Here is a 25619-nt window from a genome sequence, read left to right as displayed (position 1 = left end):
ATCCCGGCGGGCCGGAGGCGGCAGCGAAGCGTGACCACGGAGGCACTCGGGGGTCAGGCCCTCCAATACAGCCTGATCCCGGCGGGCCGGAGGCGGCAGCGGAGGGCCTGCCGACGTCCCGAACCCTCGGCGGTCGAGCCATCCGACACAGCCTGACCCCGGCAGGCCGAAGGCGGCAGCGAAGCGGGCACCGACGAACCGGCCGGGACCGATCGGTCCCGGCCGGTGATGCCGTGCGGATGGTCAGTGCGCCAGCACCGGCTCACCTTCGGCGGACGCAGGCACCTTGTTCGGCATCATTGCCGCGATGATCACCGCGCCGGTGACGAAGATGGCCGTCGCCCACCAGAAACTGGTGGTGTAGCTGGAGATCGCGGCCTCGGCCATGGTCAGCGGCCCCGGGGCGTGGCCGGCCACATAGTCGGTCATCGCCGAGGCGGCGATGGTGCTCAGCAGTGCCGTGCCGATGGATCCGCCGACCTGCTGGCTGGTGTTGACCATCGCCGAGGCCACTCCGGCGTCCTCGTGCTGTACCGCGGCGGTGGCGCTCTGGAACGCGGTGGCCATCGCACCGCCGAGACCGAGGCCGAGGATCACCAGGCCGGGCAGGATGTGCGTGGCGTAGCCGGTGTCCAGGCCGATCCGGGTCAGCGAGGCCATCCCGGCGGCTGCGATCAGGAAGCCGCCGCTGATCACGACCTTGGGACCGAACCGCGGCAGCAGCATCGAGGGCGTCGTGGTCGAGGAGGCGATCATGCCGGCCACCATCGGCAGGAAGGCGACACCGGTCGTGATCGGCGAGTAGCCGAGCGTCAGCTGCATGTAGTAGGTGAGGAACAGGAAGATCGCGAACATGCCGATGCCCATGACGAACACGGTCAGGTAGGCGCCGGACCGGGTCCGATCGGACAGGATTCGCAGAGGCAGCAGTGGGTTCGCGACCCGGCTCTCCAACCAGACGAACACGGCCAGCAGGGCCACGCCGCCGAACAGGAATGCGAGGGTCGCACTGTTGCCCCAGCCGTCGGATTCGGCGTGCGAGAAGCCGTACACGATGGCGAACAGACCGGCGGTGACCACCGCGGTACCGGGCAGGTCGAGTTTCGGCCGGGCAGCGACGTTGTGCTTGGCCAGCAGTGCCAGCGCCCCGACGAGGGCGACAGCGGCGAAGATCAGGTTCACATACATCGCCCAGCGCCACGACGCCCATTCGGTCAGCACGCCGCCGAGTAGCAGGCCGATCGCACCGCCGGTCCCGGCGACGGCGCCGAAGATGCCGAATGCCTTGGCCCGCTCACCCGGTTCGGTGAACGTGACGGTCAGCAGCGACAGCGCGGCGGGGGCCAGCAGCGCGCCGAACACACCCTGACCGACTCGGGCGGCGACCAGCATCTCGAAGCTGGCGGCGGCCCCGCCGACGGCCGAGGCCACGGCGAAACCGACCAGACCGACGACGAAGGTGTTGCGCCGGCCGAACATATCGCTGAGCCGGCCGCCGAGCAGCAGCAGGCTGCCGAAGGCCAGGGCATAGCCGGTGATCACCCACTGCCGATCGGCATCGCCGAAGCCGAGATCCTGCTGGGCGGCGGGTAGCGCGATATTCACGATGGTCGCGTCGAGCACCACCATCAGCTGGGCGATCCCGAGGACCGCGAGGACCCACCAGCGCAGGGCGTGCGATCCGCGCCGCCCGGAGTCGGCGGCGGGGTCCGCCGCCTTTTCGATGATCGAAGTCATTTGTCCCCTCGGGTCCGGTCGAAGAATCGGAGGACGTTCCTCCACTTGTCTCGTCCCCCACATTAACGGAGGAATGTCCTCCGGATAATCCCCGAATTGGTAGGATGTTGCTGTGAATCAGGCCACGACCAGCGCTCCGCCCCGCCGCCTCCGCGCCGACGCGGTACGCAATCAGCAACGGATCGTCGCCGCCGCCCAGGAACTCTTCGCAGCTCACGGACTGGAGATCACCCTCGACGACGTCGCCGAACGCGCGGGCGTCGGCGTCGGCACGGTGTACCGCCGCTTCTCGAACAAGCGTGAGCTCATCACCGAGGTCTTCGAGCAGCACCTCTGCGAGTTCACCGAGGCTGCCGAACGCAGCCTCGAACACCCGGACCCATGGTCGGGTCTCGTCGGACTGTTCGAATACGCCTGCCGTCACCTGGCCACAAATCGCGGCTTCAGCGATGTCCTGCTGGAGCTGGAGGGCGATCCGGCCCGCTTCGTCGAACTCCGCGACCGGCTGCGGCCCGCCGTCGATGCGGTCGTACAACGTGCGATCGACGCCGGCGCGCTCGCCCCCGACGTCACCATGGTCGATTTCTTCGCCCTGATCCACATGGTCGACGCCCTGGCCGAATTCGCCCACCCGGTGAACACCGAGGTATGGCGCCGATACATGGCGATTGCCCTCAACGGCATCCGCAGCGACACCACACCGCGCGTCCCACTGGCCGTACCCCCGCTCACCGACGACGAGGTGGAGCACGCCAAAGAGGCCACCTGCATGGGCCGGCGGCGCTGAACCCGAGATAGCAAAAACCGGATGCCAGTAGCGCCCGTCACAGTGCTTCGCCTAATGTTGGACACATGACCAAGAGCGATTGGGTGAACTGGGCCGGCGATCAGGCCTGCACACCCGCCGGCCATACCGCACCACAGCACCTCGACGACCTCGCCGCCACCGTGACCCGGGCCGCCGCGGCCGGGCACACCGTCCGGGTCGTCGGGGCCGGCCACTCGTTCACCGATGCCGTCCTCACCGACGGCGCCCTGGTCGACCTGCGGCGGCTGAACCGCGTACTCGACGTCGACAGCGAGCGGGGGCTGGTCCGGGTGGAGGCCGGTATCACGCTGCACGACGCCAGCGCCGCCCTGCACCCGCACGGCCTGGCCTTCCCGAACCTGGGCGATATCGACGTCCAGACCGTTGCCGGGGCGACGGCCACCGGCACCCACGGCACCGGCGCCGCACTGCCGAACATCTCCGCCGCGCTGCACTCGATCGAACTCATGCGGGCCGACGGCAGCCGCGTCGAGGTGAACGCCGAGACCGATCCGGACGCCTGGCGGGCCGCGCGGGTGAGCCTAGGAGCGCTCGGCATCGTGACTGTCGTCACTCTCCAACTGGTCCCCTCGTTCGTGCTGCGGAGCGTGGAATGCCCGATCCCGCTCGACGAGGTGCTCGGCGACCTGGACCACCATGTCGACGGCAACGACCATTTCGAGTTCTTCCTCTTCGCCCACAGCGGTGTGGCCATGACCAAGGCCAACAACCGGACCTCGGCGCCCGAGGAACCCCGCGGCCGGATCTCGGCCTGGCTCGACGACGTGCTGCTGTCGAACCACGCCTTCGACACCATGTGCCGGGTCGGCCGGCGCACCCCGGCCGCCATCCCCTGGGTGCATCGCGCCGCGGCCCGCGCCGGCAGTCACCGGCAGGGCGTGGACCGGTCGTACCGCGTATTCGCCAGCCCGCGACTGATCCGGTTCACCGAGATGGAGTACGCGATCCCGCGGGCGCATGCCGCCGCGGCGGTCGCCGAGATCGCCGAGATCACGCGGCGTTTCGACACACCGATGCCGATCGAGGTGCGCTGGGTCGCCGGTGACGACGCCTTTCTCTCCCCCGCCGGCGGCCGGGACACCTGCTACATCGCCGTGCACCAGTACCGGGGCATGGCGTGGGAACCGTATTTCCGGGCCTGCGAGGCCGTCTTCGACCACTACGGCGGCCGGCCGCATTGGGGCAAGCGCCACTTCCAGACCGCGGACACGCTGCGCGGCCGCTACCCCGAATGGGACCGGTTCCAGGAGGTGCGGCGACGGTTCGACCCGGACGGGGTGTTCGCGAACGACTATGTGACCAGAGTGCTCGGAGCCGCCGCACCACAGCGGGCGTCCGATACCGCCTGATCGCGGACAACCACGGACAACCGGATAGCCGGTATCCCGGCTCGGGCCGCACGATCCCGGCCGGTGATGTCAAGATGGGGTGGCGATACCCGGTGCGCGGCAACATACTTCATCCCGTTGCCGGGTCGTTGTCGAGATTCTGCCGTTCCACCGAAAGGGCGCCCATGGCCCACACACCCCGGGTGTTGTTCGTCAGCCCGCACGACGCAGGCGGATCACAGATGGCCGCCGGCTTCCTGGCCGCGCTGGCCGAGGGCCGGATCACCGCCCGCACAGCAGGTCCGGAACCGGCCGCGGCCGTCGATCCGGCCGCAGTGACGGCAATGGCCGAAGTCGGCATCGATATCTCCGGCGCGACCCCCACCGCGCTGACCGACGACGCCGTCGGGGTGGCCGATATGGTGGTCACCCTCGGCGGCGGCGAGATCTGCCCGTACTTCCCGGGCATCACCTACCGCGACTGGGTGGTGCCGGAACCGACCGAACCCTCCCCCGACCTGACCCGCGCGCATCGCGACCACCTGCGGATCCTGGTGGAGAACCTCATCGCCGAACTGGTACCGGTGCCGACCCGCTGACCCGGCGGACCTCAGGCCCCACCGCAACGCCGGCGCGTCCCGCCACCTTGCATCGATCTGTGCGGTCGTGCATCACCGGCGGTGCACGACCGCGCAGATCGATGCAAGGTGCTTCGGATCGACCGTGGTGCGGGCGTCGAACACGGGGATCTGCGGAATCGAGCCACGCCCGTAGACCGGTGCCGGTAGCGTCGAATCGGCCCGGGTGGGCCGCCCGCTTTCCCTGTGGGTAGGTCCGCACGTGCGGAGAGAGGAAGCATCGTGCCGCAGGACTACCCCGACCTTGTTGCCGCCGTGAACGCTGCTCTGGCCGAAACCGTTCCGGCGGCGGCCCGGATGGGTGTGCGGGCCGTCGAAGTGGCATACGGCCGGGCCGTCGCCACCGTCCCGCAGGAAGGGAACGGCAACCATTTCGGCGCCGTCTACGCCGGTGTCCAGTTCACCGTCGCCGAGGTGCTGGGTGGCGCGATCACCTACGGCACCTTCGATACGACGGCCTTCTACCCGCTGGTGAAATCGTTCGAGATCACCTTCCGCCGGATGGCCCGCAGCGATCTCCGCGCCACGGCCGAACTGGCCGAGGCGGAGATCATCCGGGTTGCCGCAGAGGCCGCCGCCGTCGGTAAGGCCGACTTCGAACTGTCGGCGGTCGTCACCGACTCGGACGAGGAGACGGTGGCCAGCACTCGCGGTATCTACCAGCTGCGATCCTTCGGCCGCTGAGTCGCGGCGATACCGGCTTCCACCAGCCTGCCGATATTTCGGAACGTCTCGGATTCGGGCGTCCCGGTGCTGCAGGCATGGCGGAACTGTCCGATTCGTTCAAGACTGCGTGGCCATCCGCTCCCTGCTGTGACGGTATGACACCGACTCTCGACGTGATCGAAATCGTCGTCGCCGATATGGCTGCGGCGGTCCGCTTCTATCAGCGGCTCGGCCTGCGTTTTCCCGACGGCGCCGACACCGCGCCGCATGCCGAGGCGGAGCTGGGCGGTGGTGTTCGGCTCGCCCTCGATCCGGAGGCCGCCCTCGCTTCCTTCGAACCCGACTGGCAGCCGCCGGTCGGGCCGGGCCGGGTGAAGATCGCCTTCCGCTGCGCCGACCCGGAGGAGGTGGACCGGATCTACCGCGACCTGGTCGCCGAGGGGTACCGGGGTGAGCGGGAACCGTGGGATGCCTTCTGGGGCCAGCGCTATGCGGTGATCGCCGATCCGGACGGCAATGGGGTGGATCTGTACGCTCCGCTGCCGGAGGGTGCCGTGGCCGCCGGGAGCGCATAGCCCGCCGGCTCAGCGGCGGAGCACTTTCCCGAACGGCATGCCGGTCAGCGCCCGCGCCTCCCTGGCGAGGTGCGGCTGGTCGGCGTAACCGGCGGTCACCGCGATCTCCGCCGCCGGACGCCCCGTCGCGGCCAGTACCAAGGCATGCTGCAGACGCAGGATCCGGGCCAGGGTCTTCGGGCCGTATCCGAAGGCGATCAGCGAGCGCCGGTGCAGTGCCCGGACGCCGATCCCGGTCTCGGCGGCAGTGGCGGCCACCGATCGGCCGGCCGCGGCATCACGGACCAACTGCCGGATCAGCGGATCGGGCCGGTCGGCATCGGCGGCGCAGGCCAGCGCGATCTGTTCCAGCGCACCGCACCGGTCGGCCGCGTCACCGACCCGATCGGTCCAGATGCGGCCTACTCGGTCGCCGAACAGGCCACCGAGATCGACGCGGGTGTTCCGCAGCTCGATCGCTGCCACGCCGAACAGTGCCGGAGCCGCACCGGGCGGGAACCGGATCCCGGCGATCCGGGTTCCCGGTTCGGTCGTCGCGGCGAATGCGTGGGTATCGGGCCCGGCCATGACCAGGCCGTCACCGACCCACACCAGGTCCATACAACCGTCCGGGAGCACCGTCGCCGGTTCGCCGGTCGAGGTGTAGGACCACAGCACGGCACCCGGATACCGCGCCGGACGCTCCCGGTAGCCGGTCACGGCCGCGGCCCCGGCAGGTGGGCTGGACCGAACGCCATCGGACCTTCCTCCTCGCGTCCCGTTGTTCGATATCGACCACCGCCGGCCGATATCGGGCAACTCCATCTTGCCGCGCCCGTGCCGGATCCGTACCGGGCCCCGGCATACGCTCGACCACCGCCGCCGGCCGGCGCCCCACCTCGTCGATTCCGGATCCGGGACCCGAACTCGGGTGGACAATAGGTCAGGCCACACTCGACCGCCGACGCGCCGATCTGCAGTTCCCGGAATCACGGGCCGCCCCGGCAGTCCCGAGCGCAGCGGCCGACCATCGGGCAAGGGAGGCAACCCATGACCAGTGCCGACGGCAGTGCACCCGCAACCGCCGAAGCCACGCTCGCCGGGCTGGCGGTACTCATCGGAGAATGGCAGGTCACCAGTCCCGACTTCCCCGGGCCACCTGGCCACAGTGTGTTCGAGTGGGCTGTGGACGGCGCGTACCTATTGGCCCGGGATACCGCGCCCGAACCGGCCCCGAGCGGCACCTGGCTCTTCGGCGGCGACGACACCGATCCCCTGCTCACCGTCCTGTACCACGACTCGAGGGGCGTTTCCCGGGTGTACCGCAGTGCCTTCGGCAACAGCACCTGGCGGATCTGGCGGTATGCACCGGGCTTCTCGCAACGTTTCACCGCAACCCTGGACGAGACCGGCACCACCATGCACGGAACCTGGGAGTACTCCGCCGACGCCGCCGTCTGGGAACGCGATCTCGAGCTCGCCTACACCCGGATCACCCGCGGCGAACCACGGCCCGGACCGACCCGGCCGTAGCCCGGACCGATACTCCCGCTCCTGCCCCGGCACCGGCCTGCAGCGTCCGGTGGCGAGCCTGCCGACCCGGCTCGGACCGGCCTGCGAGGATGACCGGCATGGGCTCTGAGCGTTCGGAGGCGCAACGGTTACGCGACATCGTCATGATCCGCCGCGTCCGCGACCGGATCGATCGTGAGTACGCGAGCCCGCTGAATGTCACGGAACTGGCCCGTGGGGCACACATGTCGGTGGGGCACCTGTGTCGCGAATTCCGCCGGGTCTACGGTGAACCGCCGTATCAATATCTGATGACCCGGCGGATCGAACGGGCGATGACCCTGCTGCGCCGCGGCGACCTCAGCGTCACCGAGGTGTGTTACGCCGTGGGCTCCTCCTCACTCGGCACGTTCAGTACGAAGTTCACCGAACTGGTGGGTGTGCCGCCGAGCGTCTATCGCCGCGATCACTCGCGAGCCGCAGCGGGGATTCCGCCGTGTCTGGCCAAGCAGGTGACCAGACCGATCAAGAATCGAGAAGCGCGCGACCGATAGCCCTGGCTAGCGTGGCCGACATGACGCTGATCATCAACTACGCCTTCCTTCCGCACACCGACCCCGAGGCCGCACTGAACTTCTACCGCGACATCCTGGGCTTCGAAGTCCGCAAGGATGTCGGCTACGAGGACATGCGGTGGATCACGGTCGGCCCGGTCGACCAGCCCGCAACGTCCATCGTGCTGCATCCACCGGCTGTCGACCCGGGCATCACCGATGCGGAGCGGCGCACCATCCTGGAGCTCATCGCCAAGGGCGTCTACACCGCCGTCACGCTGGCCAGCGACGACCTGGACGGGCTGTTCGACCGCGTCCAGGCCGCCGGCGCCGACGTGGTCCAAGAACCCACCGACCAGGACTACGGGGTGCGCGACTGCGCCTTCCGCGATCCCGCCGGGAACCTCATCCGGATCAACCAGCTGACCTGAACGAACCGGCCCGCCCGAGCGAAAGGAGTCCTCCGATGGCCCTCACTGTCGACCTGATCACCCTCGGCGTACCCCGAGTGGAAGTCGCACACGCTTTCTACACATCCGCCTTCTCGACTGTCTCGGCCGAGAGCGGCGATACCTCGCCCGTGGACCTGTTCGGCACCGGGAAGCTCGCGGTCCGCCCGATCGAGGCGGCCGGCACCGATACTGCCGGCGACCCGGGAACCCCGGCCTTCCCCGGTTTCCTGCTGGCCGCCATCGTCGATCAGCCCAGCGAAGTCCGAGCCCTCGTCGAAACCGCCATCGGCCACGGGGCGAAGCTGATCAAGCCGCCGAAGAAGCAGTTCTTCGGCGATTTCAGCGCCGTCTATCGCGCACCGGACGGGGCGGTCTGGAAGGTGTCGGCTGCCTCGCGAAAGGACACCCGCACCGTCTCCGGGCCGCCGAAACCGACCGAGACGGCGATCTTCCTCGGTGTGAGCGCACCGAAGACCACCAAGGTGTTCTACGAGGCGCTGGGCATGCGCAGCGACCACGACTACGGCGACAAATTCGTCGATTTCACCATCGCCAACGGTGACTGCCGGCTCGGCCTGCTGCCCCGCAAAGCCCTCGCCAAGGACGCCGGTATCGCCGACCGGCGCGGTGACACTCCCTCGCTCGTGCTCACCCATCTCGCTGCTTCCGAGCACGATGTCGATGCTTTGCTCGCCGCTGCCGAAAAGGCCGGCGCCCCCGTCACCGCACCCACCCGTACCGACCGAGACGGCTACGCCGGACACTTCACCGACCCGGACGGCTACCGATGGACCGTTTCCGTGGCCGGCTGAACCGGCTGTCGCGAATTGCGTGACGGAAGCCGGGTGACGGACACGGCCACAGAGCAATGCCGGGGCGTGCGGGACTCAGGTGGATCGATGGGTATCGGGGAGGTCCCCCACTGCGGGGCCGGGGATTCGCCGGACCCGAATCCTGCGGTGTAGACGCACCTTTCGTTCATGGCTTCGTTTTCGCGATGGCGCCGCGTGATAGTGCTCGGCGTCGCGGCACTGCTCGGCTGTGGTGGGATCACTTCCTGCGCACGACCGGCGGAGTCGTCGCAGGTGCAACGGCTGCGTCAGGACGTCGAGGCGATCCGCGCGATCGGCATCAGCGGTGTACAGGCCCGCGTCGTCGCCGCGGACGGGGAGCAGTTCGCCGTCGCGGAACGGGTGGCGGGCGCGCTGATCGACCACGCGCTGTGCGCCGGGTGAAGCCGTGCAGACCCTTGAACGGTGAGAACTCACCCGCAACAGTGGGCACGGTCCGGGGCAGAAACGACCACGGACAGGGACCCGGAGGTGGGGTCCGGGGGCGGAGCCTGCCGGGCAGGCGTGGGGGGTTGCACCCCCGCAAGACACGCGGAACGAGAAACGGCGAGTGCTCTTCACGAGCACTCGCCGTCCATCGAGTGGAGCTGCCGGGAATCGAACCCGGGTCCTCCGCCGTGTCACCAGGACTTCTCCGTGTGCAGTCCGCTGTGTCTCTGCTCGGATCTCTCGGTCACGCGAACAAGCCGAGATGACGATCCCAGTCGCTGTTTGTTGTCCCGCCCGACTCCGCGACCGAGGCGGACGGTTAGCCCTCTAGCTGATGCCGGCACCGGGACCGAGGGCATATCCCGGGCCGACAGAGACGCTTCGCTCAGGCGGCGAGAGCGTACTCGCGCTGATGAGAATCGGCGCTTAATTGGTTACAGCGACGCTTACGGTGGTCTCCTGCCTGCACCGACACGCTTCTCCTGACTCGACGTACGCAGTCGAAACCGTTCAGCCCCGTACGCACCCGCACTCTGCGGGCTTGTCATATTAACACCTACCGGGCAGCGATTCATTCCCGTTTCCGGACATGTCCCGGTGTCAACGACGCGACCGTCCAGCGACCTCTTCCGTTGCGGTGCCGGCGGTGCAGGCAGCGCCGCCGCACATGCCCGATACCTGGTGATCTTCTTCCGTAACCCCGGTCACTGCTTGTAGTGTTCCGGTACGGCCCGAGCAGATTTCGCGTGACCCGCTCGCCGCCGGACCTAGGAGCAACTTCATGGCATTCACCCTTCGGCGCGCATCGATCCGGTGCGCGGCGGTCCTGTTCGCGGTCGGCCTGGTGACCGCGGCCTGCACCTCGGACCCGGCCGAAGAGGTCGGCCCCGGGGTCAGCAGCACCCCCTGCCCGAACTCGCCGCATCAGGACCGGGGCTGCATCTACCTGGGTGTGCTGTCCGATCTGGCCGACGGCCCGTTCACCCCGCTCGGCACCGCGATGCACGAAGGCCAGGTGGCGTTCTGGAATGCGGTGAACGAGGCTGGCGGCATCGGCGGCTACGACGTCGACATCACCACCTACGCCCGCAATACCGCCTACGACCCGCGCCGGCACCGCAGCGAATATCTCGATATCGAACCGCATGTGCTGGCGCTGGCGATGAGCCTGGGTACCGCGCAGACGGTGGCGCTGTTCAACCGGATGGACGCCGACGACATGGTGAGCACGGCCGGCACCCAGTGGTCGGGATGGGGCTACCGGGATGCGGACCGGAACCTGATGCTCGATGTCGGCTATTCCTACTGCACGGAAGCCGTCATGAGCCTGGACTGGTTCACCGAGAACCATTACGCCCCACAGCGCATCGGGGTCGTTGCCTACCGGGGCAACTACGGCGGCGACTACGCCGCCGGGGTGCTGAAATGGGCGCTGGCCAACGAGACCTCGATCGCGGCCCGGGTGGACACCGGCCCCAACGCGGTCGTCGGCAATCAGGACGGCCCGGTCCGGGACCTGCTGGCCGCCGACCCGGATCTGGTGATGCTGGCCACCGGCCCCGTCGAGAACGCCGAAATCGTCGCGAAGCTGGTCGCCTCCGGGTATCAGGGCCGGTTCCTGGGTTCACTACCTACCTGGAACGAGGCACTGCTGCAGAGCCCCGCCGCCGACATGCTCACCGAGCTGTACAACTACACCACGCCGGCCGACTCCTGGACCGGCGACTCCGAAGGCGCCGAACATGCCCGGGCGGCGCGCAGCACTCCCCCGGACAATTTCGGCTACAACCTGGGCTGGGCGATCAGCTATCCGATGCGGTCCCTCCTGACCGAGGCCGCAGCCACCGGCGAACTGACCCGGCCCGGCCTGCGTGCGGTGCTGAACGGCCTGACGGCGGATGGTGAAGGCATGGTGGCGATTCCGCCGTACGGCCCGGCGGAACCGGACCTCGCCGCGCAGTGGACGGTGATCAGCGCCCCGGACCCGGATGCCCCGCTGGGCGCCCGCACGATCCGGGACGACTATCGCGGAACCACCCTGGCCGGGCTGAACCTGCGTGAGCCGTGCACCCGGATCTGATGCCGGCCCGCTGTCAACTGTGCGACCGCACAGCGAATCTCGGCACCGTCGGCCGGCACGACAAACTTTCTGCCCGGATTGCCCGGGGCTACCGCGAAATTCCTCCGACACTGCGAACCTGCGAGTAACGTCCCGCGCGGCCGGAACATCACCAGCACGACCGCTCGCTGGCCGGAGCGAGGAGCAACACCATGGCAGCAACCCACCGTCGCGGGTCGGCCCGGTTCGCGGCGATCCCACTACTCGTGACGGCCCTGCTGGCCTCCGCCTGCAGCGCCGGGGCGGGCACCGAGCCGGCGCCCGGGGTCTCCGCCGATCCCTGCCCGGACAGTTCGAATCCGGACAACGGCTGCATCTATCTGGGGGTGCTGGCCGATATCGCGGACGGCCCGTTCGCCGCGCTGGGTGCGTCGATGGTGGACGGCGTCCGATCGTTCTGGCGGACGGTGAACCGGTCGGGCGGCATCGCCGGCTACGACATCGACGTGACCACCTACACCCGCAACACCGCCTCCGATCCCCGGCGGCATCGCACCGAATACCGCGATATCGAACCGCAGGTGCTGGCGCTGGGCATGAGCCTGGGGACCCCGCAGACCGCGGCCCTGCTCGCCGAGATGGACGCCGACGACATGGTCGCCGTATCGGGCACCCAGTGGTCGGGCTGGGGATACCGCGACACCGATCACAACCTGCTGCTCAACGTCGGCTACTCGTACTGCACCGAGGCCATGATGGCCCTGGACTGGTTCGCCGAGAACCACTTCCACCCGCAGCGCATCGCGGTGGTCGCGTTCCGGGGCGACTACGGCGGTGACTATGCGGCCGGCGCACTGCAGTGGGCACTGCTCAACGACGCCGTGATCAGCGCCCGGCCGAGCACCGGCCCGAATGCGGTGGTCGGTAGTCAGGACGAACCGGTGCGGGAGATCCTGGCCGCCGCACCCGATGTGGTGCTGCTGGCCACCGGACCGAGCGAGGCGGCCGAAATCGTCGCCGGCGCGGTGGCCGGCGGCTATCAGGGCCGGTTCCTCGGGTCGGTGCCGACGTGGAATTCGGCGCTGCTGCAGACTCCGGCCGCATCGGTGCTGGCCGAGCGCTACAACTACACCACGCCGGTGGATCCGTGGGACGGCATCTCGCAGGGTGCGGTCCGCGCCCGCACGGCCATCGACGGGCTGCCGGACAACTACGGCTACAACCTCGGCTGGGCGGTGTCCTATCCGATGAAGGCGCTGCTGACGGCGGCCGCGACCACCGGTGCACCGACCCGGCCGGGACTGCGCGCGGTGCTGGAGAACCTCACCGTCGACAGCGAGGACATGGTCGCGATCTCCCCGTTCGGCCCGGCCGGGCCGGATCCGGACCGGCAGTGGGCGGTGGTGCGCGCTCCGGACCCGAATGCACCTTTGGGCGCCCGCACGGTGCAGGGCGGATATCACGGCACCACGATCGATCGATTCACCTCGAACGAGCCCTGTTCCGGTGCCTGACCGCGTCAGCCCGCAGCGATCAGGGCCACCGCCACCAGTGCGGCGGCGAGGCCGGCCTGCTGGGCGCCGTTGACCCGCTCGCGCAGGAGCACCATGGCCAGCAGCACGGTGGCCGCCGGATAGAGCGAGCCGAGCACGCTCACCACCGACAGCATGGAGCCGTCGAAGGCGTACAGCATGGCGGCATTGGCGAGCACATCCAGCGCGCCGACGGCCAGCGCCAGCCGCAACGGCGTACCCCGCAGCCCGCGGAACTGTCCGGCGGGCACCGCGCACAGCCACAGCACCACCGTCGCCGCGACCCGCTGTCCGAGCAGTGGCCAGACACCGGCGGAGGTACCGGCCTGGTGCAGGAAACAGAAAGTGAGCCCGAAGGCCACCCCGGAACCGATGGTCAGCAGGGCGACCGAGCGGGAGAACCGGCGGACCGGTGCGACCGGGTCGGCCACCGCGACCGAACCGGTCCCCGGGCCGGGCACCACCGCACCGGATCCCGGACCGGACACCACTACCCCGCATCTCTGGCTCTGTACCACCGCGCCGGATCCCGGACTGGGTGCCGCCGATCCGCTCGGCGGCGGTGTCTCGCGGCTGACCAAGGCCACCGCCACCAGGGCCAGGCCGATCCCGAGCAGGGCGAGCATTGTCGGCCGTTCGCCGGCGAATACACCGAGCAGCACCGGGATCCCGGCCACCAGCACCGCGGTCACCGGTGACACCACCGACATCGGGCCGTCGGCGAGCGCAGCGTAGAACCACCACACCGCGAGTCCGCTGGCCACGCCGGCGGCCAGCCCCCAGGCCATCGCCGCCGGGTCCGGCTGTCCCCCGATCAGCGGGGCGACCAGCAGCACCAGCAGTACCGAGAACGGGTAGGCGACGACCACCACCCGCAACGCGCTCACCCGGCGCGCGGCGACGCCACCGAAGAAGTCGCTGACTCCGTATCCTGCCGCCGCGACGAGCGCCAGCAGTACCGGAATCACCGCATGCCTTTGATCCGCCGCCCCAGCTCGCGGGTGACCTCACGCTCGGCGGTACGGCGCGCGATGTCCTGACGCTTGTCGTAGTCCTGTTTGCCCTTGGCCAGCGCCAGTTCGACCTTCACCTTGCCGTCGGAGAAGTACATCGACAGCGGCACCAGCGTCTGGTTGCCCTCACGCGATTTGCCGACCAGGCGTTCGATCTCGCGACGGTGCAGCAGCAGCTTGCGCACCCGGCGCGGGGAGTGGTTGGTCCAGGTGCCGTGGCTGAACTCCGGGATGTGCAGCCCGCGCAGCCACACCTCGCCGTTGTCCACCGTCGCGAAGGCGTCGACCAGGGAGGCCTTGCCGTCGCGCAGGCTCTTGACCTCGGTACCGACCAGCGCGATACCCGCCTCGAACGTCTCGAGGATGGTGTAGTTGTGCCGCGCCCGGCGGTTGGTCGCGATGACCTTGCGCCCCTTTTCCTTCATGCCCCAACCTTAGAGCGACCGGGCAACCGGATTATTCCCAGGTCGGGCCTCGGTCGCCGACTCGGTCGAGTCGTCCTCCGCCCGCATCGGGTCCAGGGTCGGATCGATATCGATGGTGGTGCGCAACGGCCGGTTGGGCAGCAGCAGCGTCGCCACCACCGCGACCACGGCCGCGGCAGCCGCGATCAGGAAGATCCGCCCGGTGGCGTCGCCGTAGGCGGCCCGCACGATGGTGGCGATCGGCGCGGGCAGTGCGTCGAGATCGAGGTTGCTGCCCCCGGATGCCTCGGGGTGGATACCCAGCCGGGCGAAGCCTGCCGCGGACAGCTCGCCGACCCGGGTGGCCAGCACCGAACCCAGTACGGAGACACCGATGGCACCACCGAAGGTGCGGAAGAACGCGACGCTGCTGGACGCGGCGCCGATGTTGTGCACGCTCACGGTGTTCTGCACGGCCAGCACCAGGTTCTGCATCAGCATGCCGACCCCCAGGCCGACCAGCACGATGTAGCCGGCGACCAGCCACAGGTTCGTCGCATGGTCGATGGTGGACAGCAGCGCGAAACCGAAGACCAGCACCGCCGCCCCGGTGACGACGAAGCCTTTCCACTTGCCGAACCGGGTGATCAGCTGTCCCGAACCGACGGAGGCGATCAACATGCCGGCCACCATCGGAATGGTCAGCACCCCGGCCACGGTCGGCGAGTAACCGCGCGCGGTCTGGAAGTACTGGCCGAGGAAGGTGGTGGCTCCGAACAGGCCGATCCCGACGGCGACGGAAGCGATGATCGCCAGGCCGGTGGTGCGTTCGGTGACGATCGGCAGCGGCACGATCGGCGACTTCGCCCGCGATTCCACCCACAGCGTCGCGATCAGCAGCAGCACACCGGTTCCGACATACAGCGCCGATTCGCGGGAGAACCACTCGTAGTGTCCGGCCTTCCCGGCGAAGGACACCCAGATCAGCAGAATCGAGACCCCTGCGGTCAGCAGGACGGCGCCGAGCCAGTCGATGGAGACGTCCTCGGCGCGTTCGGTCGGCAGCCGCAGGGTCCGGTGCAGCAGCACCAGCGCGATCACTGCCAGGGGCACGCAGACGAAGAAGCACCAGCGCCAGCCCAGCGGGCTGTCCACGATCACGCCACCGAGAATCGGACCGCCGGACATCGAGACGGCCATGGTGGCGCCCATGTACCCGGAGTACCGTCCGCGCTCCCGCGGTGCGACGATACTGCCGATGATCGCGACGGCCAGGGCGGTCAGCCCGCCCATGCCGAGGCCCTGCACGACCCGGGCAACCAGCAGCACGGGGACCGAATGGGCGAAACCGGCGATCACCGAGCCGATCACGAAGATCACGATCGCGGACTGGACCAGGGTCTTCTTGTTGAACAGGTCGGCCAGTTTGCCCCAGATCGGGGTGGAGGCGGCATTGGCCAGCAGTGCGGTGGTGATGACCCACGCGTACGCGGTCTGGGAGCCCTGCAGATCGCCGATGATCGTCGGCAGGGCGGTCGCCACGATGGTGGTGCTGAGCAGCGCCGTGAACAGCGCCGCCAGCAGGCCGGTCATCGCTTCGAGGATTTCGCGGTGGGACATGGCGTACGGATCCCGCTGGGTCACCGCCTCGGTTGAACTCGTCATCTGTTTCCGACTTCCTCTGCCTGATCTGCCGTGGTGACACGGTGCGGGTCTGTGCGGATGTGTGCGGTCAGCGCGTCGCGGAGCCTGCCGACGACGACGCAGGCCTGTGCCGCCTCGGCTTCGTCCCAGTCGGCGAGTGCGGCCTGCAGCCGGTGCGCCCGGGCGGTGCGGACCCCGCGCAGCAGGTCCCGGCCTTCGTCGGTGATCTGCAGCAGGGTGGCCCGCCCGTCGGCGGGGTCGGACCGGCGGCCCAGGTAGCCCGCGGTCACCAGTTCGGCGACGTGCCGGCTCAGCGCCGAAGCGCTGATGCACAGCCGAGCGGCCAGGTCGACCTGCCGGGTCGGTCCCGCGTCCTCGAGCGCCACCAGGACGGCGATGCCGCCGGGCAGCAGTCGGCCGTCGTCCGGATGCGCGACGGCGGTCCGGATCGCCCGGCCCATCAGGAAGAGTTCGCTGGTCAGATCTCGAGCTGTAGCGGGTGACACGGCCATCCCGACTCCCAACACCATCCGATAGATAATTGCTTGCGCTAATCAAGTTATATTAGTTGCTTGCGCGAATCAACTAAATATCGGTGAGAGGTCGCCGACAGCCGGGCGGCGGTCGAGTCAGGGCAGCACGAAGTACAACAGCGCGGCAGCCACGAAGATCAACAGCAGGAGCAGCGTCGACGGGCGCAGATGCCGGTGCACCCGCCGACGACGACGCCGGCCCACCCCCAGCCAGCTCACATCGACGACCGGTTCGGGCGCCCGGCGGGTCGGCCGCGCATCGGCGTCCTCGGCCTCCTCCGGGCGTTCGAACTCGTCGTCGTCGCCGTTGCCCATGCCGATCACGCTATCGGCCACGACCGCCACTTGCCCGGTGGGCGATCGGCGCGTAATCGTTCCGGTATCGGCTCAGTTCTGGGCCAGTACGGCGAGCACCTGTTCACCGTAGCGGGCGAGCTTGTTCTCCCCGACACCACCGACCGCACCGAGTTCGGCCAGGGTGGCCGGTTTCCGGGACACGATCTCGCGCAGGGTCGCGTCGTGGAACACCACGTAGGCGGGCACGCCCTGTTCCTTGGCGGCACCGGCCCGCCAGCTGCGCAGGCTCTCGAACACCGGCACATCCTCGACTGCCAGGTCCGCCGCGGCCTTGGCCGCGGGTGCCGACCGCCGCGCCGGTACCACCCGCTCGGGCTCCTTGCGCAGCGGCACCGTGCGGCCCTCGAAGAGCACCTCGTTGCTCGCCTCGGTCAGGGCGAGCACGCCGTACTCCCCTTCGACGGCGAGCAGACCGCAGGCCAGCAGCTGGCGGACCACACCGCGCCATTCGGTATCCCGCAGATCGGCGCCGACCCCGAACACGCTGAGCTCGTCGTGGCGATGCTGGGTGATCTTGGCGTTGCGCTTGCCGAGCAGGATATCGATGACCTGGCCGGCACCGAACGACTGTCCGCGTTCTCGCTTCAACCGCAGCACCGCCGAGAGCAGCTTCTGCGCGGCCACCGTGCCGTCCCAGGTCTGCGGCGGGTTCAGGCAGACATCGCAGTTGCCGCACGGCTGCGCGGTCTCCCCGAAATACGCCAGCAGTTGCGCCCGCCGGCAGCTGACCGCCTCGCACAGCGCGAGCATGGCGTCCAGATGCAGTTGCAGCTGCCGACGGTGTGCTGCATCACCGTCGCCGGAGTCGATCAGCTTGCGCTGCTGCACCACGTCGGCGAGGCCGTAGACCATCCACGCGGTGGAGTCCAGGCCGTCGCGGCCGGCGCGACCGGTCTCCTGGTAGTAGCCCTCCACGGATTTCGGCAGGTCGAGATGGGCGACGAAGCGGACATCGGGTTTGTCGATTCCCATCCCGAAGGCGATGGTGGCGACCACCACCAGGCCGTCCTCCCGCAGGAAGCGGGCCTGATGATCGGCGCGGGTCCGGTTGTCCAGACCGGCGTGGTACGGGACGGCGCGTACCCCGTTCTCGTTCAGCATCGCCGCGGTCTTCTCGACCGAGTTCCGGGACAGGCAGTAGACGATGCCCGCATCACCGGCGTGCTCGGTGCGGATGAACTCCAGCAGTTGCCGATCGGCCCGGTTCTTGGGCTCGATCCGGTACCGGATGTTGGGCCGGTCGAAACTGGCCACGAACCGCTGTGCGGAGCCGAGGTCGAGGCGTTCGATTATCTCGTCGCGGGTTCTGGCGGTGGCGGTCGCGGTGAGTGCGATACGCGGCACCTCGGGCCAGCGCTGGTGCAGCACCGACAGCTGCAGGTAGTCGGGCCGGAAGTCGTGACCCCATTGCGAGACGCAGTGCGCCTCGTCGATCGCGAAGAGCGCGACCTGCCCCTGCGCCAGCAGTTGCGCGGTCGATTCCAGGCGCAGCCGCTCGGGGGCGAGATAGAGCAGATCGAGCTCACCGGCTCGGAACTGGGCTTCCACGGTGCGGCGTTCGTCCGGCGACTGGGTCGAGTTCAGGAATCCGGCGCGCACCCCGAGCGCGCTCAGGGCATCCACCTGGTCCTGCATGAGCGCGATCAGCGGCGAGATCACCACACCGGCGCCGGGCCGCACCAGGGCCGGGATCTGATAGCAGAGCGACTTCCCGCCGCCGGTGGGCATGAGCACCAGGGCATCACCGCCGCCGACCAGGTGGTCCACGATCGCCGCCTGATCGCCCCGGAAACTGTCGTAGCCGAACACCCGCTGCAGCACTTCCAGGGGGTCGGCGCCGGTGTATCCGGCGGCGCCTGCCCGGCCGGGTTGCGCGGCGGGTAGGTCGTCGAAGTGGAAGTCCTCCTCGGGGCCCGCCAGGTCCGCCTCGCAGAGATAGGCACCGCCGTCGTCAGGTTCGGGGAAGTCGGGATCGCGCACCCGGCCATCCTACGAGCGCCGCCGCGACCGCACGCGCCCGAAGCGCAGCCCGATCCGGGCCACAGCCGAAGCTGCGCACCTGTGCACAACCACCGTCCGACGCCTCGTTCGGCCCGGCCGACCTGTGCGGCCGGGCACCGAACGAACCGGCCGAAGCCTTCGACCGGCTATTTCACCGGCTGCAGGCGGGCCAGCACCGCATCGTGCAGCAGGCCGTTGGTGGCCAGGGCGTCGCCACCGTGCGGGCCCGGGCGGCCGTCCAGGGCGGTGAACACGCCACCGGCCTCCCGGACCAGGATGTCCAGCGGCGCCAGGTCCCACAGCGACACCTCGGGTTCGGTGGCGATATCCACCGCGCCCTCGGCGAGCAGGCAGTAGTTGAAGAAGTCGCCGTAGCCGCGGACCCGCCAGACCTCGTCGGTGAGGTCGATCAGCTGATCACGCAGACCGCGATCACGCCAGCCGGACAGGCTCGAGATGGCCAGGCTCGCCGATTCCGGATCGCCGACCGCCGATACCGAGATCGGCTTCGGGGCACCGGGGTGGACCTGGGTCCACGCGCCCGACCCGGCCGCCGCCCACCAGCGCCGCCCCAGCGCGGGCGCAGCGACCACGCCCACCATGGGCACCCCGTCGTCGAGCAGGGCGATCAGGCTGGCCCAGACCGGAACACCGCGGACGAAATTCTTGGTGCCGTCGATCGGGTCCACCACCCACTGCCGCCCGGTGAACTCGGCCGCACCACCGAACTCCTCCCCCAGCACGGCATCGTCCGGCCGTTCGTCGGCGAGCAGCCGGCGCAGCTCCCGCTCCACCGCCAGATCGGCGTCGGAGACCGGCGTGAGGTCGGGTTTCGCATCGACCTTCAGGTCGAGGGCGCCGAAGCGCGCCCGGGTGATCGCATCGGCCGCATCGGCCAGCCGCAGCGCGAGTTCCAGATCGGAAGAGTAGGCAGCCACACCGAAAACTCTAGTCCGCGACCCGGTGGCACGGACCGGGCCACCCCGCCGGGCGGAAACCCGGGCGGCGCGGCTCCCGGCAGCACGAAACCGCCCGGACCACCGAAGTGGCCCGGGCGGTCACCGGCGCTACCGCGACCTACTTCAGCTCGGCCGAGGTCTTGCCCAGTACCCGGCGGGCCACGATGAGCTGCTGGATCTGCTGGGTGCCCTCGAAGATGTCGAGGATCTTCGAATCGCGGCCCCACTTCTCCAGCAGCAGACGCTGCGAATAGCCCAGCGAACCGGCCAGTTCGACCGCCTTGAGCGAGACATCGGTGCCGGTGCGGCCGGCCTTCGCCTTGGACATCGACGCTTCCAGGGAGTTCGGCTTCTTGTTGTCCGCCATCCAGGCCGCCCGCAGGGCGAGCAGGTAGGCGGCCTCGTAATCGGCCTCCATCCGCAGGAATTCGGCCGCGGCCGCATGCTGATTCATCGCCGGGGTGTCGTAGGAGATCTCCACACCGGCCTCGGTGAGTACGGTGCGCAGTTCCTCGAGCGCGGCGCGAGCGACACCGATCGCCATCGCGGCCACCAGCGGACGGGTGTTGTCGAAGGTCTGCATGACCCCGGCGAAACCCTTCTCCACGTTCACTTCCGCGCTGCCGAGGATATTGTCCTTCGGGATCCGGCAGTCCTCGAGCAGCAGCACGGCGGTATCGGAGGCCTTGATGCCGAGCTTGTGCTCGAGGCGGGCCACCGACAGGCCCGGTGCGTCCCGGGGCACCACGAACGACTTGATCGCCGCGCGGCCCAGGCTCTTGTCGACGGTCGCCCACACCACGATGTGGGTGGACCGCTCACCGGCGGTGACGAAGATCTTCTCGCCGTTGAGCACCCATTCGTCGCCGTCCAGCACGGCGGTGGTGGATACGGCGGCCGAGTCCGATCCGAAGGCCGGCTCGGTGATCGCCATCGAGGCCCACACCTTGCCGAACCGGGCCAGCTGCTCGTCGGTGGCGACCGCCGCGATGGCGGCATTGCCCAGGCCCTGGTAAGGGATGGTCAGCATCAGGCCGACATCGCCCCAGGACGTTTCCAGGGCGTTGAGCAGCGCCGACATATTGCCGCCGTTGGCGTTGGTGACGATATCGGTGGACAGTTCCTCGTCACCGCGGCCACCGGCGGCGCCGCCGATCTTCTGGGTGCCGGAATCGGCGAGGCCCTCCACCATGGCGGCCATGGTGTCCAGCTCGACCGGGTACTCGTGTTCGGCCAGGTCGTACTTGCGCGAGATCGGGCGGAAGATCTGCGAGGCGACCTGGTGGGCCTGGTTGGCGCTGGCCCGCAGCTTCTTGGGGAGTTCGAGGTTGATCATGTCTGGGGTCTCCTGGAAGAAGTCGGACTCAGATGAGGACGATGCCCTCGGCGACGCCGATGGCCCGCAGATCGCGGTACCAGCGCTCGACCGGGTGTTCCTTGGTGAAGCCGTGGCCGCCGAGCAGCTGGACGCCGTCCAGGCCGATCTGCATGCCCTTGTCGGTGGCCAGCTTGCGGGCCAGCGCGGCCTCCCGCGCGAAGGACAGGCCCTGCTCGGCCCGCGACGCGCCGCGCAGGGTGACCAGGCGCATGCCGTCGAGCTCGATCGCGATGTTGGCGACCATGAAGGCGACCGCCTGCCGGTGCGAGATCGGCTCGCCGAACGCCTCACGCTCGTTCACGTAGGGCACCACGTAGTCGAGCACGGCCTGGCCGGTACCGGCGGCCAGGGACGCCCAGCCGAGCCGGGCCAGATGCACCGCGTCGGCGTAGTCCTGCGCCCGGGACGTGCCGTCACCGTCGCCGAGGACGGCATCGGCGCCGATGGCGACGTCCTCCAGGATCAGCCGGCCCAGACCCGCGGCGCGCAGCCCCATGCTCGGGTCGGCCTCCACCACCAGGCCCGGGTTGTCGGATTCCACGATGAACAGCGCCGGACGGCCGTCGAGTTCGGCGGCGATCAGGAACAGTTCGGCGTCGGCGGCGGCCGGGACGAGGCTCTTCACACCGTTGAGCCGGTATCCGCTCGGCGAGCGGGTGGCCTTGGTCTGCAGGGCGAACGGATCGAACAGGGCACGCGGTTCGGCGATCACCACCGAAGCCTGCGGCACGTTCTCGCCGGTGAAGGCCGGGAGGTAGGTCTGCTGCTGGGCGTCGGTGCCCCACTGGGACAACGCGACCGCGACACCGCTGGGCGCCAGGATCGGCAGCGCCAGGCCCATATCGCCGTGCGCGAGCGCCTCGGCGACCATGGAGTTGGTGACGGCGCCGCGCTCGGCGGCGGCGCCCTCGAGCTCCTCGGGCACATTGATCAGCGTGATACCCAGCTCGGCGGCACGCTCGAGCAGATCCTTCGGCGCGGCGGCCTCGGCGTCGGCGTCGTGGGCGGCCGGGCGCAGGATCTCGGCGGCGAACTCCTTCACCGTCTCGGTGATCATCTGCTGTTCGTCGGTGGGGGTGAGGTCGAAGTAGTCCTTGGTCTTGGCCTCGTTGTCGACCAGACGCTTGGGCTTACCGCCACCACCGACCTTGCCGAATGCCCGGGTGGCCGCGCCGAGGGTACGGAAGCCGGTCTTGGTGCCCTCGTAGGTGACGCGTTCGACGGGCTTGCGCAGATTGTACTTGTCCGCCAGCTCCGACCCCGTGAAGGTGGTCAGGGCACGCATCGCGGTGCCCATCCAGTCGCGCTTGGGCCGGCTCAGGCCCACCGCGCTGTCCGAACCGGTCGGACGCCGCTTCGTCGCGCTGTCTCGAGTGCTCATCATCACCTGGTTTCCTCGATGGTCGGGCCGTCCGTGCCGAGGCCCTATCTTACTCCGCAGTAAGAATATCTTACTGCGGAGTAAGAAGCGCGTCCATCGTCGGTTACCGGCTACTCCCGCACGTAGTAGCGCAGCGTCAGATAGGCGGTGATCCCGGCGAACACGACGCCCACCGGCGCGATGGTCAGCGCCACCACCGCGATATCGTCGCCGGTGATCCGGGGGAACACGTTACTGTCGAACAGCGGACCGAGGGCCCGATCGATCACCAGCGGCCGGGCGAGGACCAGGCCGAGTACCGCCAGCACCGCACCGGCCGCCGCGGCGAGCACCGCTTCCAGCAGGAACGGCAGCTGCGTGTACCACCGGGTCGCGCCGACCAGGCGCATGATGCCGACCTCGGTGCGTCTGGTGAACGCGGCGATCTGCACCATGTTCAGCACCAGCAGCATCGCAGCCAGGGCCATCACCAGCGCCAGCCCGAAGGCACCGTTGCGGAGCCCATCGAAGAGGCTGACCAGCCGGTCGACGAACTCCTTGTCGTTGTCGATGATCTGCACGCCCTCGCGGGTCGCGAAGGTGTCGTAGATGTGCTGGTACTGATCGGCGTCGGTCATCTTCACCCGCAGCGAGGCCGGTAGCGGACTCTGCTCGATGGCCGCGACCATCTCCGGATAGTCGGCGAACAGTTCCTTGGCCTCGGCCAGGCCGTCGGCGCGGCTGACGTACTGCACGCTCTCCACCCCGGACGTCTGCTTCATATCGGTCAGCAACGATGCACAGGGTTCGGCCGCACAGTCCGGATCGGTTTCGGAGATGTTCTCGTCGAGATAGAACCGCACCTCGAGCCGGTCGATGAAGAAGTTCTCGGTCTTGTCGGCCATCCGGACCGACAGCAGCCCGCCGCCGAGCATCACCAGCGAGACCGCGGTGGTCAGGACCATCGCGATCGTCATGGTGATGTTGCGGCGCAGGCCGTCGCCGACCTCCTGGAACAGGAAACTCAGTCGCATTATCGCCCCACCCCGTAGACACCGGTCGCTTCGTCGCGGACGAGCCGGCCGCGGTCCAGCTCCACCACCCGGCGCCGCATCGCATCGACGATGTGGTTGTCGTGGGTGGCCATCAGCACCGTAGTGCCGGTCCGGTTGATCCGCTCCAGCAGCGCCATGATGTCGGCGCTGGTGTCCGGATCCAGATTGCCGGTCGGCTCGTCGGCCAGCAACACCAATGGGCGGTTCACGAAGGCACGCGCGATCGCCACCCGCTGCTGCTCACCACCGGACAGTTCGGAGGGCAGCCGCCCACCCTTACCGGCCAGGCCGACCATGTCCAGCACTTCCGGCACGGTGCGCTCGATGAACTGCCGGCGCTTGCCGATCACCTCGAGTGCGAACGCCACGTTCTGTTCCACGGTCTTCTGCTGCAGCAGCCGGAAATCCTGGAATACACAGCCGATTCGCTGCCGCAGTTTCGGCACCTTGCGCCCCGGCAGCCGGTCCACCCGGAAATCGGCGACGCGGATCTCACCGGCCGAAGGCTTCTCCTCCTTGAGCAGCAGTCGCAGGAAGGTCGACTTTCCCGATCCGGACGGTCCGATGATGAAGACGAACTCGCCCTTGTCCACATCGACGGAGATCCCGTCCAGCGCGGGACGCGTCGAGGAGTCATACGACTTACTGACGTTCCGCATGGTGATCACGGAAAGCCAGTCTAGCCAGCAACCGGACCGCGGCGGCGGGAGCGAGCACGCCGCGGGGCAGGTTCACTGCCCGGTGTCGGGGTTGTTCCAGGTCGGTACGGCGTTCAGCAGGGATGCCGGCGCGGTCTGCTCGGCGTTCTCGGGCTTCACCATGACGTACAGGGCGAATGTGGCCACCCAGGCGGCGAGCAGTGCGGCGGTCGACTTACGGAGATTCGGCTTGCGCAGTTTCACTGAGACCTTCCCGACGCAGGGCCGCCGCGACCCGGGTACGCAGTTCGCGTTTGACGTCGAACTGCTTACCCGGCAACGTTCTGGCAACCAGGCGGATATTCATCTGATCGAGGCCGAGATCCTCGATTCCCATCACTGTCGGCTCGTCGAGCAGCAGCGTTTTCAACCGGCGGTCCTGATAGGCCTTCGCGCATACGTCGTGCAGGATCTCGTTGATCTTGTTCACGTCGGCCGTGGCGGCCACCGGCACATCCACCGCGGCCCGGGCCCAGTCCTTGGACAGGTTGACGACCTTCACGATCTGGCCGTTCGGAACCGTGATCACCTCGCCGTCGGAATTGCGCAGCGTGGTGATCCGCAGGGTGACGTCCTCGACGGTGCCCTCGGCCGGTTCCGCGGAGCCGAGTACCGCGATCTCGACCACATCACCGAATCCATACTGACGTTCGGTGATCAGGAAGAATCCGGCCAGGATGTCCTGGACGATGCGCTGTGCGCCGAAACCCAGGGCCGCACCGAGTACCGCGGCCGGCGCCACCAGACCACCGACCCGGAAACCCAGCCGGTCCAGCACCTCCATGCCGACCAGCACGTAGACGATGCTGAGCAGCACCCAGGAGATCACCTGGGCCAGCGAATGCCGGTGTTTGGCGGCCTCGGTCCGGACCAGTGAATCGCTGGACCGGAAGCCACGGTCGATCCGGCCGGTGATCCGGTCCCGGACGAACGTCACGAACCGGGCGAACAGCACGGTGCCGACGATCAGCAGCACGATTTCCAGGCCACTGGAGCGCAGCCAAGTGGTGAACTCCGCGCCGGAACCGGCCGCCAGGAGGTCGTTCACTGTCTCACCTTCAATTGTTCAACGCCGG

General features: G+C 68.8%; 27 protein-coding genes and 1 other RNA gene. 12 read left to right on the top strand and 16 right to left on the bottom strand.

The features are described from left to right. Positions 1 to 243 precede the first annotated feature (243 nt). Positions 244 to 1737 (bottom strand): MFS transporter, encoded by a 1494-nt coding sequence (locus AC1HFH_RS07575; protein WP_480246713.1) that lies wholly within the window; start codon positions 1735 to 1737, stop codon positions 244 to 246. A 112-nt stretch (positions 1738 to 1849) separates the two neighbouring features. On the opposite strand from AC1HFH_RS07575, the gene AC1HFH_RS07570 reads away from it, so the two are divergent. The 5 genes from AC1HFH_RS07570 (at position 1850) to AC1HFH_RS07550 (ending at position 5773) form a co-directional block, all read left to right on the top strand. Then, a complete protein-coding gene (locus tag AC1HFH_RS07570) occupies positions 1850 to 2524 on the top strand; it encodes a TetR/AcrR family transcriptional regulator (RefSeq protein ID WP_480246712.1) in 675 nt (224 codons plus the stop codon). A 65-nt stretch (positions 2525 to 2589) separates the two neighbouring features. Next, complete coding sequence (locus AC1HFH_RS07565; RefSeq protein ID WP_480246711.1) at positions 2590 to 3915, top strand: D-arabinono-1,4-lactone oxidase; 1326 nt, start codon at positions 2590 to 2592, stop codon at positions 3913 to 3915. 164 nt (positions 3916 to 4079) lie between these two features. Continuing rightward, entirely contained in the window at positions 4080 to 4493 is a 414-nt protein-coding gene (locus AC1HFH_RS07560) for an arsenate-mycothiol transferase ArsC (protein WP_480246710.1), read from the top strand. A gap of 261 nt (positions 4494 to 4754) precedes the next feature. Beyond that, the gene (locus AC1HFH_RS07555) at positions 4755 to 5216 is read left to right on the top strand and encodes a PaaI family thioesterase (RefSeq protein ID WP_480246709.1); all 462 of its coding nucleotides are present in this window, start codon (positions 4755 to 4757) and stop codon (positions 5214 to 5216) included. A gap of 137 nt (positions 5217 to 5353) precedes the next feature. Next, entirely contained in the window at positions 5354 to 5773 is a 420-nt protein-coding gene (locus AC1HFH_RS07550) for a VOC family protein (RefSeq protein WP_480246708.1), read from the top strand. Between the two features lie 9 nt (positions 5774 to 5782). Here the strand turns inward: AC1HFH_RS07550 and AC1HFH_RS07545 are convergent, their stop codons facing one another. After that, positions 5783 to 6472, bottom strand: a complete 690-nt coding sequence (locus AC1HFH_RS07545) for a helix-turn-helix domain-containing protein (RefSeq protein ID WP_480246707.1) — start codon at positions 6470 to 6472, stop codon at positions 5783 to 5785. Positions 6473 to 6802: 330 nt separating this feature from the next. On the opposite strand from AC1HFH_RS07545, the gene AC1HFH_RS07540 reads away from it, so the two are divergent. From AC1HFH_RS07540 to AC1HFH_RS07520, 5 genes are all read left to right on the top strand, one after another. Then, a complete protein-coding gene (locus AC1HFH_RS07540) occupies positions 6803 to 7285 on the top strand; it encodes a hypothetical protein (protein ID WP_480246706.1) in 483 nt (160 codons plus the stop codon). Positions 7286 to 7383: 98 nt separating this feature from the next. Beyond that, complete coding sequence (locus tag AC1HFH_RS07535; RefSeq protein WP_480246705.1) at positions 7384 to 7818, top strand: helix-turn-helix transcriptional regulator; 435 nt, start codon at positions 7384 to 7386, stop codon at positions 7816 to 7818. Between the two features lie 20 nt (positions 7819 to 7838). Further along, the gene (locus tag AC1HFH_RS07530; protein ID WP_480246704.1) at positions 7839 to 8249 is read left to right on the top strand and encodes a VOC family protein; all 411 of its coding nucleotides are present in this window, start codon (positions 7839 to 7841) and stop codon (positions 8247 to 8249) included. A 35-nt stretch (positions 8250 to 8284) separates the two neighbouring features. Next, on the top strand, positions 8285 to 9082 hold the full coding sequence (locus AC1HFH_RS07525) for a VOC family protein (RefSeq protein ID WP_480246703.1): 798 nt from the start codon (positions 8285 to 8287) through the stop codon (positions 9080 to 9082). Between the two features lie 168 nt (positions 9083 to 9250). Then, positions 9251 to 9505 carry a hypothetical protein gene (locus AC1HFH_RS07520; protein WP_480246702.1) on the top strand — a complete coding sequence of 85 codons (255 nt, stop codon included), beginning with the start codon at positions 9251 to 9253 and terminating at the stop codon, positions 9503 to 9505. A gap of 195 nt (positions 9506 to 9700) precedes the next feature. On the opposite strand, the gene ssrA is transcribed toward AC1HFH_RS07520, so the two are convergent. After that, positions 9701 to 10068, bottom strand: a transfer-messenger RNA (tmRNA) gene (gene ssrA / locus AC1HFH_RS07515). A 263-nt stretch (positions 10069 to 10331) separates the two neighbouring features. Between ssrA and AC1HFH_RS07510 the strand changes: the two genes are divergently transcribed. Beyond that, positions 10332 to 11630: an ABC transporter substrate-binding protein gene (locus AC1HFH_RS07510; RefSeq protein ID WP_480246701.1), complete on the top strand. Its 1299-nt coding sequence runs from the start codon at positions 10332 to 10334 to the stop codon at positions 11628 to 11630. Between the two features lie 191 nt (positions 11631 to 11821). After that, positions 11822 to 13123, top strand: coding sequence for an ABC transporter substrate-binding protein (locus tag AC1HFH_RS07505; RefSeq protein WP_480246700.1), 1302 nt, complete (start codon positions 11822 to 11824; stop codon positions 13121 to 13123). A 5-nt stretch (positions 13124 to 13128) separates the two neighbouring features. Here the strand turns inward: AC1HFH_RS07505 and AC1HFH_RS07500 are convergent, their stop codons facing one another. The 13 genes from AC1HFH_RS07500 to AC1HFH_RS07440 form a co-directional block, all read right to left on the bottom strand. Then, positions 13129 to 14109, bottom strand: a complete 981-nt coding sequence (locus tag AC1HFH_RS07500) for an EamA family transporter (RefSeq protein ID WP_480246699.1) — start codon at positions 14107 to 14109, stop codon at positions 13129 to 13131. Then, positions 14106 to 14579 (bottom strand): SsrA-binding protein SmpB, encoded by a 474-nt coding sequence (gene smpB / locus AC1HFH_RS07495; protein ID WP_480246698.1) that lies wholly within the window; start codon positions 14577 to 14579, stop codon positions 14106 to 14108. Before smpB ends, AC1HFH_RS07500 begins: the two co-directional genes overlap by 4 nt. Before the next feature lie 9 nt (positions 14580 to 14588). Then, the gene (locus AC1HFH_RS07490) at positions 14589 to 16223 is read right to left on the bottom strand and encodes an MDR family MFS transporter (protein WP_480246697.1); all 1635 of its coding nucleotides are present in this window, start codon (positions 16221 to 16223) and stop codon (positions 14589 to 14591) included. Continuing rightward, positions 16220 to 16732 (bottom strand): MarR family winged helix-turn-helix transcriptional regulator, encoded by a 513-nt coding sequence (locus AC1HFH_RS07485; protein WP_480246696.1) that lies wholly within the window; start codon positions 16730 to 16732, stop codon positions 16220 to 16222. The genes AC1HFH_RS07490 and AC1HFH_RS07485 overlap by 4 nt, the downstream gene beginning before the upstream one ends. 99 nt (positions 16733 to 16831) lie before the next feature. After that, positions 16832 to 17071 (bottom strand): hypothetical protein, encoded by a 240-nt coding sequence (locus tag AC1HFH_RS07480; RefSeq protein WP_480246695.1) that lies wholly within the window; start codon positions 17069 to 17071, stop codon positions 16832 to 16834. 51 nt (positions 17072 to 17122) lie between these two features. Next, the gene (recQ, locus tag AC1HFH_RS07475; RefSeq protein WP_480247763.1) at positions 17123 to 18901 is read right to left on the bottom strand and encodes a DNA helicase RecQ; all 1779 of its coding nucleotides are present in this window, start codon (positions 18899 to 18901) and stop codon (positions 17123 to 17125) included. A 338-nt stretch (positions 18902 to 19239) separates the two neighbouring features. Further along, positions 19240 to 20031: a histidinol-phosphatase gene (gene hisN / locus AC1HFH_RS07470; protein ID WP_480246694.1), complete on the bottom strand. Its 792-nt coding sequence runs from the start codon at positions 20029 to 20031 to the stop codon at positions 19240 to 19242. Between the two features lie 139 nt (positions 20032 to 20170). After that, positions 20171 to 21388 (bottom strand): acyl-CoA dehydrogenase family protein, encoded by a 1218-nt coding sequence (locus tag AC1HFH_RS07465; protein ID WP_480246693.1) that lies wholly within the window; start codon positions 21386 to 21388, stop codon positions 20171 to 20173. Positions 21389 to 21416: 28 nt separating this feature from the next. Further along, a complete protein-coding gene (locus AC1HFH_RS07460; protein WP_480246692.1) occupies positions 21417 to 22817 on the bottom strand; it encodes an acyl-CoA dehydrogenase family protein in 1401 nt (466 codons plus the stop codon). 104 nt (positions 22818 to 22921) lie between these two features. Next, on the bottom strand, positions 22922 to 23824 hold the full coding sequence (gene ftsX, locus AC1HFH_RS07455) for a permease-like cell division protein FtsX (protein WP_480246691.1): 903 nt from the start codon (positions 23822 to 23824) through the stop codon (positions 22922 to 22924). Further along, on the bottom strand, positions 23824 to 24504 hold the full coding sequence (ftsE, locus tag AC1HFH_RS07450; protein ID WP_480247762.1) for a cell division ATP-binding protein FtsE: 681 nt from the start codon (positions 24502 to 24504) through the stop codon (positions 23824 to 23826). Before ftsE ends, ftsX begins: the two co-directional genes overlap by 1 nt. A gap of 72 nt (positions 24505 to 24576) precedes the next feature. Further along, positions 24577 to 24747 (bottom strand): Rv3103c transmembrane domain-containing protein, encoded by a 171-nt coding sequence (locus tag AC1HFH_RS07445; RefSeq protein WP_480246690.1) that lies wholly within the window; start codon positions 24745 to 24747, stop codon positions 24577 to 24579. Further along, positions 24719 to 25591: a mechanosensitive ion channel family protein gene (locus AC1HFH_RS07440; protein ID WP_480246689.1), complete on the bottom strand. Its 873-nt coding sequence runs from the start codon at positions 25589 to 25591 to the stop codon at positions 24719 to 24721. Before AC1HFH_RS07440 ends, AC1HFH_RS07445 begins: the two co-directional genes overlap by 29 nt. Positions 25592 to 25619 lie beyond the last annotated feature (28 nt).

This window comes from Nocardia sp. KT25-26, assembly GCF_056627695.1.
Note: the sequence above shows the minus strand (reverse complement) of the source record. Positions and strands in the feature narration are given on the sequence as shown.

Excerpts from the sequence above, each read along its gene's own strand:
- AC1HFH_RS07560 (WP_480246710.1), top strand. The coding sequence starts at position 4,080 with ATGGCCCACACACCCCGGGTGTTGTTCGTCAGCCCGCACGACGCAGGC.
- AC1HFH_RS07505 (WP_480246700.1), top strand. The coding sequence starts at position 11,822 with ATGGCAGCAACCCACCGTCGCGGGTCGGCCCGGTTCGCGGCGATCCCA.
- AC1HFH_RS07520 (WP_480246702.1), top strand. The coding sequence starts at position 9,251 with ATGGCTTCGTTTTCGCGATGGCGCCGCGTGATAGTGCTCGGCGTCGCG.
- ftsX (WP_480246691.1), bottom strand. The coding sequence starts at position 23,824 with ATGCGACTGAGTTTCCTGTTCCAGGAGGTCGGCGACGGCCTGCGCCGC.
- AC1HFH_RS07490 (WP_480246697.1), bottom strand. The coding sequence starts at position 16,223 with ATGACGAGTTCAACCGAGGCGGTGACCCAGCGGGATCCGTACGCCATG.
- AC1HFH_RS07525 (WP_480246703.1), top strand. The coding sequence starts at position 8,285 with ATGGCCCTCACTGTCGACCTGATCACCCTCGGCGTACCCCGAGTGGAA.
- ftsE (WP_480247762.1), bottom strand. The coding sequence starts at position 24,504 with ATGCGGAACGTCAGTAAGTCGTATGACTCCTCGACGCGTCCCGCGCTG.
- AC1HFH_RS07530 (WP_480246704.1), top strand. The coding sequence starts at position 7,839 with ATGACGCTGATCATCAACTACGCCTTCCTTCCGCACACCGACCCCGAG.
- AC1HFH_RS07575 (WP_480246713.1), bottom strand. The coding sequence starts at position 1,737 with ATGACTTCGATCATCGAAAAGGCGGCGGACCCCGCCGCCGACTCCGGG.
- smpB (WP_480246698.1), bottom strand. The coding sequence starts at position 14,579 with ATGAAGGAAAAGGGGCGCAAGGTCATCGCGACCAACCGCCGGGCGCGG.
- AC1HFH_RS07535 (WP_480246705.1), top strand. The coding sequence starts at position 7,384 with ATGGGCTCTGAGCGTTCGGAGGCGCAACGGTTACGCGACATCGTCATG.
- AC1HFH_RS07510 (WP_480246701.1), top strand. The coding sequence starts at position 10,332 with ATGGCATTCACCCTTCGGCGCGCATCGATCCGGTGCGCGGCGGTCCTG.
- AC1HFH_RS07565 (WP_480246711.1), top strand. The coding sequence starts at position 2,590 with ATGACCAAGAGCGATTGGGTGAACTGGGCCGGCGATCAGGCCTGCACA.
- AC1HFH_RS07540 (WP_480246706.1), top strand. The coding sequence starts at position 6,803 with ATGACCAGTGCCGACGGCAGTGCACCCGCAACCGCCGAAGCCACGCTC.
- AC1HFH_RS07485 (WP_480246696.1), bottom strand. The coding sequence starts at position 16,732 with ATGGTGTTGGGAGTCGGGATGGCCGTGTCACCCGCTACAGCTCGAGAT.
- AC1HFH_RS07465 (WP_480246693.1), bottom strand. The coding sequence starts at position 21,388 with ATGATCAACCTCGAACTCCCCAAGAAGCTGCGGGCCAGCGCCAACCAG.
- AC1HFH_RS07550 (WP_480246708.1), top strand. The coding sequence starts at position 5,354 with ATGACACCGACTCTCGACGTGATCGAAATCGTCGTCGCCGATATGGCT.